Genomic DNA, 13,591 nt, shown 5'->3' on the forward strand with positions numbered 1-13,591 from the left:
GAACTGACTCGCGCAATCGTTGGCGAAGAAAGGAATTTCTTCCGCTTTTCAATCCATTCGTAAAGCCGGAACTACTGAGGCCGTCGCTCAAACCTTGGCTTTATTGCCCATAGGCATGCCACTTGCACGCTCCTTCCCGCGACTGCTCCCTGCGAACGACGAGGAAGATCGGTAATGTCTACCCGGTAGGGAGTTACCCGACTGATGCAAGAAAACGACAGAGTTACCTCTGCCAGTTCGCTCGAAGCCCAGCCTGCCGCTCTGAAGGTCGGGACCATTCGCTATCTGCATCGTGTAGACTACTGTACAAACATACAGTACGGGGTTCGACATGGGAGCGTTAGCCCTCGAGGACATTCATCCAAGTTTGTGGCGGGGTTCGCAGCTGGCCTCTGCTCGCGTGAACGTCGTGCCGTGTGGATCTGAGACGCTTGCCGCAGAACTGCGGGGGGCGGCTGGCCCAAGGGCGCGCTGACCGACCTGCTGGTGCAGCAGCCGGGCGTTGGCGAAATGCGATTGCTGCTGCCGGCGCTGAGAGCTGTCGCCCAACGGCGCATTGCTTTCCTGCAGCCGCCGCACCGCTTTCAGCCGGAAGCAGCGGCGTACTGGGGTCTGCCTGAGACGTCGATCAACGTCGTGCGCGCTCAGAAGACCGCCGATGCGCTTTGGGCGGGCGAGCAGATCCTTCGTGCGGCGACGTTCGGCGCACTGATCTTCTGGCAAACGCATGTGCGACCGGAAGCGCTACGCCGCCTGCACCTTGCCGCACAGACGAGCGAGTCGTTGTTCTTCATGGTCCGGCCGCTCGCCGCTGCGAGCGATACGTCGCCTGCCCCGCTTCGCATTGCTGTGCGCCCTGCGTGCGACAGCGTTTCATTGGAGTTCGTGAAGCGCCGCGGTCCAGCGCGTGACGAACCGCTTGTCGTTGGACTGACCCATTCGCCTATCCTGTTGAATCGCCATGCAAGTGTGGATCGGCGTGTATCTGCCGCACCTCAGCCGAGAAGTCTTCCAGCCGAGCTGGTCGTCCACGAGTGATACGACTTCCGGCCTGGTGGTGCTCGATCACGAGCGTGTCGTCGCGCTCGATCAGGCAGCGCACGACGCTGGCGTTCGCGTAGGCATGCGCAAAGGCGGCGTTCTCACACTCGCGCCCGATGCGCGCATTCACGACAAAGACGAGTTGAAGGAGCAGCAGGCCGTCGCGGACGTGGCCACTGCTCTCATGCAGTTCAGTCCGCAAGTGTCGATCGCTGAGGAGCAGACGGTGCTGGTCGACGTCTCCGCGAGCTTGCGCCTCTTCGGCGGGGTGCGCGCGCTCAGACGCGCGATCCGCGCCTCGCTCTCCGCCTTCGGCTTCACGGTCCGGATGAGCGTCGCGCCCACCGGCCAGAGCGCATGGCTCATGGCCCGCTATCGCGGCGGCCGCCGTCTTTCCATTCGATCGCTGATGCGTCAATTGCCGCGCTTGCCCGCCTTGCTGGTGTTGGAAGCTCGACGCTATGCCGACTGGTTCGACGGTCTCGGATGCACGAGCGTGGCGGACCTGCGGCGCTTGCCGCGCGCCGGTCTCAAGAAGCGCTGCGGTACCGCGCTGCTGGATACGCTCGATCGCGCCGTCGGCGAAGCGCCCGAACTCTATGAATGGGTCCAGACGCCGCCGTCGTTCAACGCACGGATCGAGTTGCCCGATCGCGTCGAGCATGCGGAAGCCGTGCTCTTCGTGGCGCGGCGGCTCATCGTGCAGTTGACCGGTTGGCTCGCGAGCAAGCAACTGGCGCTCACGCGCTTCTCGATCGAGCTCGAACATGAGCGCGGGCGCGCGGCGTTGCCGCCAACGACGATTGAGGTGGCGCTCGCTGAACCCACTTGGCACGAGGAACATCTGACGCGCTTGCTCAAGGAACGGTTGGGGCGCGTCGAGCTTGCGGCCGCGGTCATCGCCGTGCGCCTCGAAGTGAATGACGTCGAAGCGGCCGAGCCGCCGTCGGACACGCTATTTCCTGAGCCAGGCGGGAGCGCGGCCGACCATAATCGGTTGATGGAACTGCTCGTCGCGCGGCTTGGCCATGAGAACGTCTTGCGCGCGGCGCCCGTGGCCGACCATCGACCCGAGATCGTATCGAACTGGGTGCCGGTGTCGAGCGACGTCAAAGGCTGTCCGCTGCCCGGCGATCAGCCGCGCCCTTCATGGCTGCTTGAGACGCCCATCCAACTGATGACGCGCCAGCACCGGCCGTTCTACGGCAGTCCGCTGCGCACCGTCTCGCCCGGTGAGCGCGTCGAAGCGGGATGGTGGGCCGGTGAGCTCGTCACGCGCGACTACTTTGTCGCGGAAGCCGACGACCACACCTGCTACTGGATCTACCGTGAGCGCGTCGGCAGCCGCGCCGAAGAAGATCCCCGATGGTTCCTGCACGGCCTGTTCGGGTGAAGCGATGGACGTGTACACCTCAATGCTGCCCGGCTACGCCGAGTTGCAGTGCTTCTCCAACTTCACGCTCCTGCGTGGCGCCTCGCACTCGGAAGAACTGATTCTGCGCGCGGAGCAACTTGGCTATCTCGCGATCGCTGTCACCGACGAATGCTCGCTCGCCGGCATCGTCCGCGCGCATGTGGCCGCCAAGGAAGCAAATATCCGGCTCATCGTCGGCGCGCACTTTCAGTTGGTAAACGCCGACGGCACACGTGCCCTCGCCTTCACGGCGCTTGCCATGAACCGCAACGGCTATGGGAATCTGTCGGAACTGATCACGCTCGCGCGCACGCGCACATCCAAGGGTACCTACCTGCTGACGCCGAACGATCTGGCGCGGCCAGAAGCGCCCTATGACCACCTGAAGGGTCTGCCGGACTGCCTCATCATCCTCTCGCCCGAATATCCGGCAAAGGAAGAGCGACTCGATGCGCAGTTGGAATGGCTCGCCCGCACGTTCGAGGGCCGTTGCTGGGCGGCGCTGACGCTCCACGCCCGGGCGATGGACGACATTCATCGCGGCATCGTCGAGTACGTCGCCGACCAGCACGGCGTACCGGTCGTGGCCACCGGCGCCGTGACCATGCACGTGCGTTCTCGCAAGCCGCTGCAGGATACGTTGACTGCCGTGCGCTTGAACCGATCGATTGCCGAGTGCGGGTTTGAACTGGCGCAGAACGCCGAGCAGCATTTGCGAGCACGGCTGCGGCTCGCGAATCTCTATCCCGAGCGGGCGCTGGCCGAGACGCTGACCATTGCGAGCCGCTGCACCTTTTCGTTGGATGAACTGCGCTACGAGTATCCCGACGAACTGATTCCGGAAGGCACGACACCGACCGCCTACCTGCGGCAGGAAACGTACATTGGCGCGCATCGCCGCTTTCCCAAAGGCATCCCGCACAAGGTGCAGACGCAGATCGAGCACGAACTCGCGCTGATCGCGGAGCTTCGATATGAACCGTACTTCCTGACTGTGTACGACCTTGTGCGCTTCGCCCGCAACGAGGGAATCTTGTGCCAGGGACGCGGATCGGCGGCGAACTCCGCGGTCTGCTACTGCCTAGGCGTCACGGAGGTCGATCCCGCGCGCAGCTCCATGTTGTTCGAACGCTTCATCTCGAAGGAGCGCGGCGAGCCGCCCGACATCGACGTGGACTTCGAGCACCAACGGCGCGAAGAAGTTATCCAGTACATCTATCGCAAGTACACGCGCACCCGCGCGGCGCTCGCCGCGGCTGTCACGACGTACCGGCCGAAGAGCGCACTGCGGGACTCAGGAAAAGCGCTGGGCGTCGATCCGATCATCGTCGACAAGGTGGCGAAGTCGCATCACTGGTTCGACTCGAGCGCGGATTTGCTCAATCGCTTTGTTGAGTCAGGCCTCGATACCTCGACGCCGATGATCCAGCAGTGGGCGAGCCTCGCGTCGCAGTTGCTCAACTTCCCGCGCCATCTGTCGCAGCACACCGGCGGCTTCGTCATTGCGCGCGGCAAGCTCTCGCGGCTCGTGCCCATCGAGAACGCCGCGATGGTCGATCGCAGCGTGATTCAGTGGGATAAGGACGACCTCGAAGCGCTTGGGCTGCTCAAGATTGACGTGCTCGCGCTCGGGATGCTTTCGGCGATCCGTCGCACACTCGACATCATCGCCAAGCAGCGCGGCGAGCCATTCGAATTGCAGGACATTCCGGCAGAAGACGCGAGGACGTACGAGATGATCTGCCGCGCCGATACCGTTGGCGTGTTCCAGATCGAATCGCGTGCACAGATGAGCATGTTGCCGCGCCTGCAGCCGCGTCAGTTCTATGACCTTGTGATTGAAGTCGCGATCGTGCGGCCGGGCCCGGTTCAAGGCGGCATGGTCCATCCGTACCTGCGCCGGCGGCAAGGACTGGAAGCCGTGTCGTTCCCCTCACCTGAGATGGAGACCGCGCTCGCTCGGACGCTCGGGGTGCCGATCTTCCAGGAGCAGGTGATGCAGGTCGCGATGCTCGCAGCAGGCTTCAGTGCCGGCGAGGCCGACCAGCTTCGCCGCGCGATGGCCGCGTGGAAGCGTAAAGGCGGACTGCAGCATTACTACGATCGCATCGTGAATGGCATGCTCGATCGTGGCTACGACCGTGAGTTCGCTGAATCGATCTTCGCGCAGATCCAGGGCTTCGGCGAATATGGCTTTCCGGAGAGCCACGCAGCGAGCTTTGCCTTACTCGTCTACGCTAGCTGCTGGCTGAAGTGCCACGAACCGTCAGCGTTTCTATGCGCGATGCTCAACAGCCAGCCAATGGGCTTCTACTCGCCTTCGCAACTGGTACAGGATGCTAAGCGCCACAAGGTCCGTGTGCTGCCGATCGACGTCACGATCAGCAACTGGGATTCGTTTCTTGAAGGCGACGGCTCGATGGCGCCGGTGCGGCTCGGCATATCGCTCATTCGCGGCATGCGGGACGAGTCGGCCGCGCGAATCGAGGCCGCGAGAGCGGTGCGCCCTTTCGAGTCGGTCAACGATCTTGCCAATCGTGCCCGCCTTGATCGCCGCGACCTGCAGCTACTTGCGGACGCGAACGCGCTTTCGGCTCTATCCGGCAACCGACGAGAGGCGCTCTGGCAGGCAGTGGCAGCCGTACCCGACAAGGACTTGTTGCGTGCCACCACGCGCGAGGAAGAATTGCCGATACTCGCGGCCCCTAACGAGGCGCAGGAGATCGTCAGCGACTATCGCTCGACGGGCCTGACGTTGAACCGGCACCCTCTTGCCTTGCTGCGTGAACGGCTCAACGAGAAGAAGATCTTCGCCGCGTCGAAGCTTGCGACATTTCCGAACGGGCGGCTTGCCAAGGCATGCGGCATCGTGACCGTGCGTCAGCGACCGGGCACAGCGAAAGGCGTCCTCTTTATTACGCTGGAGGACGAGACCGGCCAGATCAACGTGATTGTCTGGCCGTCGTTGGTCGAGAAGTTCAGAAAGGAAGCGCTTGGCGCTTCCCTCCTCGGCGTCTATGGCGTCTGGCAAAAGGAAGGCGAGGTGAAGCACCTTGTCGCGAATCGACTTGTCGACATGACCGCGCTCCTCGGCAACCTGGCCACGTCGAGCCGCAACTTCCATTGACCCGCTGACGGGAACCGACCCACTACGGCCCTTTGTCACCGAACGAGCGCTACGGCTGCTTGCAAACTGGAACGGCCATGCTGCGAGCGCCGTGGTGGTCGAGTTCTTAGCCAAGACAGTTGACGTGGAACGGTTATTAACGGCTGACGACGCGTTTGGCCTGCGTTGCGCGTCTCGCCATATCCGTGGCAAGGATTTCTCCGCGGACGACGAATCCACTTTTTCGTTGCACAAGTTCATAGGTCCCTTTCTGAGCTAACGACACCGTTAGTCGACCTTTTTGGCGGCCCGCCTCCAGGGCGACAGCATCGACGTACTCCTTAAGGAGCGGAGTAAGGGATTCGAGTTGCGCAAATCGCATTTGAAAAAATTTTAGGTCAAGTTCACTTTCTTGGTAGGAATAACCGGCACGCTCGGAGATATTTTTGCTCAACCACAGTGGCTCTGGGCCTGCTGGGGCGCCGTGGTCGTAATCAAATTCCTCTTGGCGAATTTGGTGAATGCGACCATATAGATCACTTATTACCGTTTTCTTATTGAGCACATCTTGCATTTCCCGGAAGTAGGTGCCATAACCTACAGGCTCCGTCCCGTTGAGTTTCTCCTTCAGGCGTATCGCCTCTGCACAGATTTTTATCGCATTCTGCGCGAGCTGACAGTCTAGGTCCATGTCGTCCGTCGGAAACTGAAAAATCGGGGTGTTGTCGTGTTCCGTCGTAATGAACTCTTCCTCGGGAATTAAAATTTCCGCGTAACCGCTGACCGGCGCCCTGAGGTGCATTGATTGCCTCCTTATGTTCATTCGCTGTTTGGCCTCGCCGCGGATGTAATCATCATTCTCTGAGCAAATTGCCATCGACCGTCGAGCAGAGCCAGCGTGGTCGTGCATTTATATATTGCAATGAGCGATGGCTGCAGTCGTGTGCCCGAACCACTGAAGCATGCATGCACAAGTCGATACGTCAAAGCCTTCAGATGCGATTCGTTCTCAAAGTCGAATACGTGATTCACTTCGTATGAAAGGGAGGCTCTGGGGCTCGTGGACACCGATTCTAAATATTTGCTTATTTCGTACCGCCCTTCGAATCGAATGCCGTCGACTTCAAACACACCGGTAGGAGTGAAGCAGCTCGACGCGTCCTCGAAGCGAGATTCGTCAACAGCCCGATTGAAAGCCGAAATTAGATTGGTACTTAAGCTGACCGCGTCGGCGAACATGGATCACGACCATCTAAATAGGGAATTTCAATAATAGTATTGTCGCTTAAAGGATCCAAGTACCTATTGTGAATTCTTCACCAGAGCTTGACGCCTGCGCGTTTCGAATTTCGAAAACTCAGAACATGAAACCAGCAGAATTTATCCGACGGGCTGAGCGGGAGTCGAAGCGTGTCACTCGTTTGTTCTAGCCCGGCCAGGCTATATCGATCACTGGCACCCTTTGATGCGTTCGCGTGACTCGACCACAATTGATGAAAAACATTTGAGCGCTGTCAACTTGCCGGAGCGTCGTGATTCGGTTAGAGGCGTGTTTCGGGGCGAAGCGGCCGCCTGAGCGTCCGAGTGGTGGTCAACTCACACGTCGCCTTGTGGCCGACCACCGCCTGATAGCGCACAGACAGCAGTCGACTCGGAAGCGACCGTCGCGGAACGCTGCAGCGGACACATGTCTTCAGCTGACGTCTGATCCACCTATGCCACAATTGCCGCTGCATCTAGAGTTGAAGGCGACGGGCTGGGCCGCCGCCAAGGCAAAGCATCCGGTGAAACCATGGTCAAACACGACGTTCAAGCGGTCTTGGATTCCTACTATGCAGAGGCGCTTGCCGTGGCCAAGCCCGGCTTTATTCAACATTTTGGCGAGCTGTCCGCACCGTTTCTTCTTAGCATATCTCAGGCTTACCTCGATGCGCCCGTCCGCGTGATGTTCATCGGGAAGGAGACCAACGGTTGGTGTGGCAAGCTGGGAGCCTTCTACGAGCATCCGGACAAGATCGATATCGCGAAAGCTCGCTACGAGAGTCAACACTCCCGTGATACCGGTCGTAGTGAGTTGTTGCGGCAGTGGAAGCGATTCGCTAATGCGTTCGCACGAGGCGATCGAGCGGCTGTTTGCTGGAACAATCTAATGAAGATGGACTGGTACCGCCCGAAGCGCGGCTTCTCTCGTACGTCGATTGACCATTCCGCGCATTTGTTCAATTTCTCAGTGGCGGCCGTCCAGTTTGAGATCGAGTTGCTTAAGCCAGACCTAATCATCTTTGGTACCGGCCACGCGTACGATTGTGCTTTGAAAGCTGTGCTGCCGGCCCGTCAGAACGTGAAGGTTGAGCCAAATACGCTTTGGCACTTCCAGTCAAATGGCATTGAGTGTTTTAGGACATTTCACCCAGGTGCGCGGGTTAACCACGCCCCAAGACCGATCAAAGAGTATTACCAGAAAATTATCGACACCGCTTCAGAGGTGTTTGCCGAGCGCCTACCGATGCGGGAAGCTTCGACGTAGGCACCTTTGGCTTAAAATTTCTCGGCGGAACGTACGGAAACCGGCGCTGTCTGACGAGCCGGAACGCGGCTTATATGTGGACTTATTCATGCTCACGCGTTTTCTAGTCGCTTGAAGAATTCCTTGTGCTGAGAGTAGATAGCGGCAAGTCGTGACCTACGGTCATCTTCGAAATATCCCTTCGTTCCGGTTGACTGCTTGCGGGCCGCACGACACTGTGCGTGTCGTCTCTGCACAAGTTTTATCCGTACACACTGCTTCATGACTTTTGCGAGATAATGGGTTCGGCTGGTCGATTGTCCGCGATTCGCGACCCAGTGTCGATTGACCGTTCTCGGCCGAACACGGAAGTTCAAGGCGAGGGCAAGGCGGACCCCTCTGCGTCAGAACCCGTAGGGTGCATCGCCCCAACCTCGGAGGACACGATAGTCGTGCTCGGGCAAGACGATCAACCCTGCTTCCGACGCCTCTAACACGCGCTCCATCTGCCCGCTTTTCACCAGATTGCCGTGCAACCCATAGAAGTACCAAGCGAAGGCCATTCCGATCCGTTCGTCGAACTGCGTGAGCTTTCCATACAGGCTGTACTCGTCGAGATTCCGCGTGTTTTTCAACTCGGCGACCTTTCGGGTATGCGCCCACTGAGGGACGAAGCTGAGTTCTCTGACGCCCTGCTGGTCAACATAATCCTGGGTATTGAAAGTCCAGCGTTGGCAGATGCGCTCTCCGGTGCGGCCGGGGCTTGAATCTGTCCAATCGTCGAAGAAACGGCGACCGGACCATTGCATCTTGTCGTAGCCGGGCGTCAGTTCGCGTATGGTCAGGCTGCGCTGCTCGCCGGTTTCGCCGTCTGTCACGATCAAACGCCGTTCACCGTTGGCGCGATGGCGAGCAAGAAAGAGTTCCTCCCCAAGCGCCGCGAACCGATGCATGTCGATTACCTCATGGAGTCGGTAACGTGGCTGACCGAGTAAGCGGCGGTCGAACTGCTCGGCCCCCAAGCTACTCGACCCATGCCGTAGGTCGGCGGCATCGGGCAATCCCCAGCGCTCGGTGCGAGGGAGAAACTCGCGCTCTACGAATTCTTGTTCTTCCCAAACTGCAGCCTGAATGAAATTGTCTTGTTCGCCGCCACGGTCGTGAACGAAGTAATGCAGCAATCGCTCGTTTTCGGTGAGCAGAAATCCGGCATTCTTGTGCGCCAGCCAAACCTCGCGTGCTGAGCCGCCATGCGCTTCGAGTTCAGCCTCGACCCACGTTCGATAGTCTGGCGAAATTTCGCGGCCGTCAGTATCGATGATCCGAGCCGGCGACGTGCTGTATGTACCGCGCGTCATAACGTAACGCAGAGACCGGTAGTCGGTGCGTGTAGCGAACGTCATCAACAAATCGGCGTGCTTTTTCGTGACCGGCGTTGCCTCGACGATCGTGCCCAACACGTCCGTCTGTAGCTCGTACTCTTTGCGCATGTTGGTGTCCTATAGCTCAAGGGACGCTTGCCGTCACAGGGCTCGTACGTCGTCGGAGCGCTGTCTACGGCGCATGGCATCAGGGGAATTTGCTCGTGGGGTACTTCTCAAAATCAGCAACGAACTGCATCGTCAGCCCGGCTGTCAACATCGCTTTTCGGCCAGATGCAACCGCCCTCTGAAACACGAGGGCTCCGAGACAAAGGACGATAAGCAGCACAATAGGAAGGACGGTCTGCGTCCATTGCAGAGCGCCCGACAGGTCCGCCTCAGCTTGCACTAGCGAACGGGTTATGAGCGCGCTGCCGCATCCAAAGACGGCTGCCGCGCCGGCCTGGAGCAAAAATCGCCGTCGGCGCTTTCGAGCGTCCAAATAAAGCGCGATCGCCTCCCATTGCTGCTTCGTAAAACTACCTTTATCAATCCGCATTAGCGCAGCTTCCTTTGGGTCAAACGTCACGCTTCGCGTCAGCCCTGAGCGCGTATACGAAGATCACCACCGCGAGGCCTAAGCCTATCGCTCCACCAATGCCACCGGCCCCTGAAACGTCGACCGTGGCGTAGTGCAACTCAGCGGCCCACAGATTTATCGCCTGTCCCACCAGAAGCCCGACGAGGCCTAGGGCCCCGGAGCAAATTCCGGCTAGAGCCGCGAAGCCGAAGATACGTAGCTGGTTGTCGTTCCAAGCAATGTCCATTTATGTCTCTGGTCTCTCTGTCGCTGGTTCCCTCGCCGTGCAGCCGACGCTGCGGTACACCGGCCACACTCATCCGCTCCCCAAAGGGAGAATGAGCTTGTTCGGTCCATGCCATATAAGGTATCGCTGAGTGTTTCTCGTTGTCAGTTGATGCGCTTCCACTCGGCGTAGATCGCGCCGAAGACCGAGGGGACCGCGTCGTGGCCTTCGAAGGAAACCGGTCGGTCGTCGTTTGGATAGCCCAATGCCGGAGACGCTCGCAACATGCCCAGCATCCTCGCGCTATGTTCGCCCTTGGACGCAACCTCACTGAGAATCTCCGACTCAATTCTATGAATCAGCGCCCAGGTCAGCGTACCTGCCGTCCGATGGCGTTGCACCGCCGCAGGCACGGCGTCTTTTAGAGCCGCATCCGCGGCATACAGCGCATCCATTCTTTCTCCCTTTAGTTGGGCAGTGCGTGCTTTCGTAACAGTGCCCTGATTGCATCGTCGACGGTTGACCGGAGCACATACTCCGGACCGTGCGGAAGCAGCGCGGCGAATGCTTCACTCAGCGAGTAAGCAACCTCGGCCACATCGCGCTCACGAATGATTACCCTAAGTCCAGCAGTAAGCTCGGCTTCAAGTTCACGATCGTTGATTCGGAGTTCGATAGTCGGCATCGTGTCATCTCCCTTATGGGCTGCGTCGCTTCCTTTACTCGTGGTCGCGAAGGTCCGACAAGGACTCATCGAGCAAGTCCGCCGCGTCGAAATGGAGCTGCACTGAGGCATCGGTTGGCGGCTCACCGTTGGGCATCTTGCGTGACTCAGCAGAGTCGCGCAAAACGTTGATCGCTGCCCGCAGAGCAAGCGCTGGAGTCAAATTGGACATGGTTCGTTTTCCGTGTTCAATCGCTCAGCCAGTTCTCGAGCTTGACGCCCGGATAACTGGCAAAGTCTTTCGTGTTGTTCGTGACGAGGGCAACGTCGAGCGCAACTGCATGGGCGGCGATCAGCTTATCGAGGTGGTCCTTCTTGCGCTCCCGAGTAGCTTCACGAATCGGGCCATAGGCCACCGCCGCCGCAGCATCGAACGGAGCCACCGGAATGTCCTCAATCAACGCGGCGAGGGTGCGCCGCTCTTTCGCCGGATTTGCACAAACGGCGACACCGTATTCCAACTCTGCATACGTGATAGCTGACATGACCACGTCACCGACAAAGCACTCCGCGAAGCGTTTTGCCACCTGCTCGGGCTGGTTTTTCATCAGGTAGATGCACATATTGGTGTCGAGCATGAAGCGCGGCATTACAGGCCCTCGCGTTCTGCTTGTTCCTGCTCGCCTCGTCCCTCGGCCATAAAGTCGGGGCTGAATTTGGCGAATTTCTTCAACACACCGGCGAGCGGTCGGCGTGCCGGTCGGATGCGGATTTCATCGCCCACGCGTTCGATCTCAAGTTCAAGGTCGCTGCGCTCATAGGCGAGGTCAGCAGGAATGCGGACGGCCTGGGAATTGCCGTTCCTGAAAACTCGCGTGGTCTGCATCTCGCTCCTCGTCGCGTGTGTACAATGGATGTACTATAAGCGATCGGCGCGCAAATGTAAATACGCGTGTGTACGCGACTAGCCGGGCCGAACCAATGAGGCGCAGGCGTTTGCGACTATTCGCTCGACGGGCCTCAGACTGGCATCCTCTTGCGTTGATGCCTGAAGGGCTCAACGAGAAGAAGATCTTCGCTGTGAGAGCGCGCCACCTATCCGAACGGTCGGCTTGCCAAGGCATGCTGCGCTTCGTCGACCTCAGATCCCGGCGGCCAAAGCATCGTCACGATGAACCGCGCTAGGGTTCCGCGCAGCTTCGCCTCCGCTCGCGCGGAATCCCTTTCCGCCTCCTGTGCCAGCTCGAGAACGACAAGGATGCGATCGGTAACGGTCGTTAGCGTATGCAGGGGGTTCGCCGCCGTCGCCGGTCCGAAGGAGCTTGGCGTGTCGGCGAGACCGGGGACAACGGGCTCGAGGTCGCTCGGAGAAAGGCAGTCGCCCTCTTTCAGCGCGAACAGCGACTCGGGGATGATCATCGGGTCAGCCGCCTGCACGGTGAACAGGACCGGACTGTCCGCGATTTTCATGACGCGCCGCTTCTGGCGCGCGTAGGCTTCCACTGCACCAAGTCGGAGATATGTCGATCGTCGATGCGAGAAAGCCATAGAGTCGGATGCGCGGACCTCGGCGCGAAAGGTAGATGCGTCCAATTTTACCCACGCGAAGCTATGTCGATGGTTTCCGAACTCGTCGCTGTACTTTTAAACCACCTTGGCTTTCTTAACTGCGTCGAAGCCGTCGGTAGCGTCGAACAGGGACCCGGAAATCTCGCCGATCAGTCTCGCCTGGCACTCGGGCGTAAGGCGCTCGCGGAGGCCAAACTGTTCCACTGCCGCCCGCAGGCTTTCGGCCGCGGTCCCACCGTCTATGGGATCGATCTTTCCGGCGTGAAAAACGGTGGCGATGCCATGACTGCGCAGAATGCGCGCAAAGTCTCCCAGCTGTGAAGGGAGGTGCGACGCTGACTGCCAGGTCGCAAGCTCTTTCTCAAGACGCTCGATCTTCTCGGCCATCGCTTTGATTGACGCGGATTCGGCTAGGGCGCTCATATTCGTGTTGTTTGTGGGTCAGTCAGCGGCGTCTATCTGGCAGCGGCTCGAGTTGTTATCTTCGTTCAGGCTTTCCGGCTCTAATTGCTGCGCAAGCGCTCACGTATCCGATGCGTCACTTGCCATGCCAGAAACACGGCGGGTGCGGAGAAGAGAAGGATTTGCCCGATCAGAGAGCCGGGCCACAACATCCGAGCTATGAAAGCCCCGCAAATAAGCAGCGCGACGAGTGCCGTCATAAAAACCTCCGTCTGCATTTTTCCTCCGGGTTTCCCATTGTTCGATCTTTTTTCGGTCAGTTCAAGGCCGAGCCTTGTCCCGGCGCTCTCATCAGCCGGTCGCGCCGACAGCCACCATCAACGCGATTGCGACAACTTTGTTTCCAACCATTTTCATCTGCCTCATCTCGTTTTGCTTTCACTCGCGGCCTGAACCGCGACATGACGTGCCAATGCCTGCCAACCCTTCTATCGGTTGCTTGACGCCGGGCCTTAGCGGTTCCGCTCCGTTCAGCGGCCGCGCTCACCCTTGCGAACCATACATCGCCGGCCATCGTCAGTTACGGGCGAAAGGCGCTCGAAAAATCGTAGCTTTCGCCCGCTCAGGAACCGACGTTCTGTTCACCATGCTCATGCTGGTCCGGGCTGGCATACCGAATTCGCAATAGTCCGCAGCGCGACCATGCAGTGGGCGGGACTCCA

General features: G+C 59.4%; 15 protein-coding genes and 1 pseudogene. 4 read left to right on the forward strand and 12 right to left on the reverse strand.

From position 1 onward, the window contains the following. The first annotated feature begins 331 nt into the window (after positions 1-331). The 3 genes and pseudogenes from imuA to NK8_RS42090 all read left to right on the forward strand — a co-directional run bounded on the left by imuA (position 332) and on the right by NK8_RS42090 (position 5,582). Positions 332-1,038, forward strand: a pseudogene (gene imuA, locus NK8_RS42080) (translesion DNA synthesis-associated protein ImuA). Further along, positions 962-2,434, forward strand: coding sequence for a DNA polymerase Y family protein (locus NK8_RS42085; protein ID WP_075644520.1), 1,473 nt, complete (start codon positions 962-964; stop codon positions 2,432-2,434). Before imuA ends, NK8_RS42085 begins: the two are co-directional and overlap by 77 nt. 4 nt (positions 2,435-2,438) lie before the next feature. Beyond that, positions 2,439-5,582 (forward strand): error-prone DNA polymerase, encoded by a 3,144-nt coding sequence (locus NK8_RS42090; protein WP_213234737.1) that lies wholly within the window; start codon positions 2,439-2,441, stop codon positions 5,580-5,582. Between the two features lie 136 nt (positions 5,583-5,718). On the opposite strand, the gene NK8_RS42095 is transcribed toward NK8_RS42090, so the two are convergent. Continuing rightward, the gene (locus NK8_RS42095) at positions 5,719-6,363 is read right to left on the reverse strand and encodes a hypothetical protein (RefSeq protein ID WP_213234558.1); all 645 of its coding nucleotides are present in this window, start codon (positions 6,361-6,363) and stop codon (positions 5,719-5,721) included. A 17-nt stretch (positions 6,364-6,380) separates the two neighbouring features. Then, complete coding sequence (locus NK8_RS43965; RefSeq protein WP_213234559.1) at positions 6,381-6,800, reverse strand: nuclear transport factor 2 family protein; 420 nt, start codon at positions 6,798-6,800, stop codon at positions 6,381-6,383. Between the two features lie 553 nt (positions 6,801-7,353). Here NK8_RS43965 and NK8_RS42105 point away from each other — a divergent pair. Next, positions 7,354-8,088 (forward strand): hypothetical protein, encoded by a 735-nt coding sequence (locus NK8_RS42105; RefSeq protein ID WP_213234560.1) that lies wholly within the window; start codon positions 7,354-7,356, stop codon positions 8,086-8,088. 383 nt (positions 8,089-8,471) lie between these two features. On the opposite strand, the gene NK8_RS42110 is transcribed toward NK8_RS42105, so the two are convergent. From NK8_RS42110 to NK8_RS42155, 10 genes are all read right to left on the reverse strand, one after another. Further along, positions 8,472-9,557 (reverse strand): hypothetical protein, encoded by a 1,086-nt coding sequence (locus tag NK8_RS42110; RefSeq protein WP_213234561.1) that lies wholly within the window; start codon positions 9,555-9,557, stop codon positions 8,472-8,474. 79 nt (positions 9,558-9,636) lie between these two features. Continuing rightward, complete coding sequence (locus tag NK8_RS42115; RefSeq protein WP_213234562.1) at positions 9,637-9,987, reverse strand: hypothetical protein; 351 nt, start codon at positions 9,985-9,987, stop codon at positions 9,637-9,639. 19 nt (positions 9,988-10,006) lie between these two features. Beyond that, positions 10,007-10,255, reverse strand: a complete 249-nt coding sequence (locus NK8_RS42120) for a hypothetical protein (protein ID WP_213234563.1) — start codon at positions 10,253-10,255, stop codon at positions 10,007-10,009. 143 nt (positions 10,256-10,398) lie between these two features. After that, entirely contained in the window at positions 10,399-10,689 is a 291-nt protein-coding gene (locus NK8_RS42125; protein WP_025496381.1) for a DUF2471 family protein, read from the reverse strand. Between the two features lie 11 nt (positions 10,690-10,700). Next, positions 10,701-10,919 (reverse strand): hypothetical protein, encoded by a 219-nt coding sequence (locus NK8_RS42130; protein ID WP_062268030.1) that lies wholly within the window; start codon positions 10,917-10,919, stop codon positions 10,701-10,703. Between the two features lie 34 nt (positions 10,920-10,953). After that, positions 10,954-11,130: a hypothetical protein gene (locus tag NK8_RS42135; protein WP_213234564.1), complete on the reverse strand. Its 177-nt coding sequence runs from the start codon at positions 11,128-11,130 to the stop codon at positions 10,954-10,956. A 16-nt stretch (positions 11,131-11,146) separates the two neighbouring features. Then, a complete protein-coding gene (locus NK8_RS42140; RefSeq protein ID WP_025496379.1) occupies positions 11,147-11,548 on the reverse strand; it encodes a type II toxin-antitoxin system VapC family toxin in 402 nt (133 codons plus the stop codon). Beyond that, positions 11,548-11,784 (reverse strand): type II toxin-antitoxin system VapB family antitoxin, encoded by a 237-nt coding sequence (gene vapB, locus NK8_RS42145; RefSeq protein ID WP_008345055.1) that lies wholly within the window; start codon positions 11,782-11,784, stop codon positions 11,548-11,550. Before vapB ends, NK8_RS42140 begins: the two co-directional genes overlap by 1 nt. Before the next feature lie 209 nt (positions 11,785-11,993). Beyond that, positions 11,994-12,368, reverse strand: coding sequence for a hypothetical protein (locus tag NK8_RS42150; protein ID WP_213234565.1), 375 nt, complete (start codon positions 12,366-12,368; stop codon positions 11,994-11,996). A gap of 174 nt (positions 12,369-12,542) precedes the next feature. Beyond that, positions 12,543-12,854, reverse strand: coding sequence for a hypothetical protein (locus NK8_RS42155; RefSeq protein WP_225936696.1), 312 nt, complete (start codon positions 12,852-12,854; stop codon positions 12,543-12,545). Between the last annotated feature and the right edge of the window lie 737 nt (positions 12,855-13,591).

The sequence above is a fragment of the Caballeronia sp. NK8 genome (assembly GCF_018408855.1).
Classification (GTDB): Bacteria; Pseudomonadota; Gammaproteobacteria; order Burkholderiales; family Burkholderiaceae; genus Caballeronia.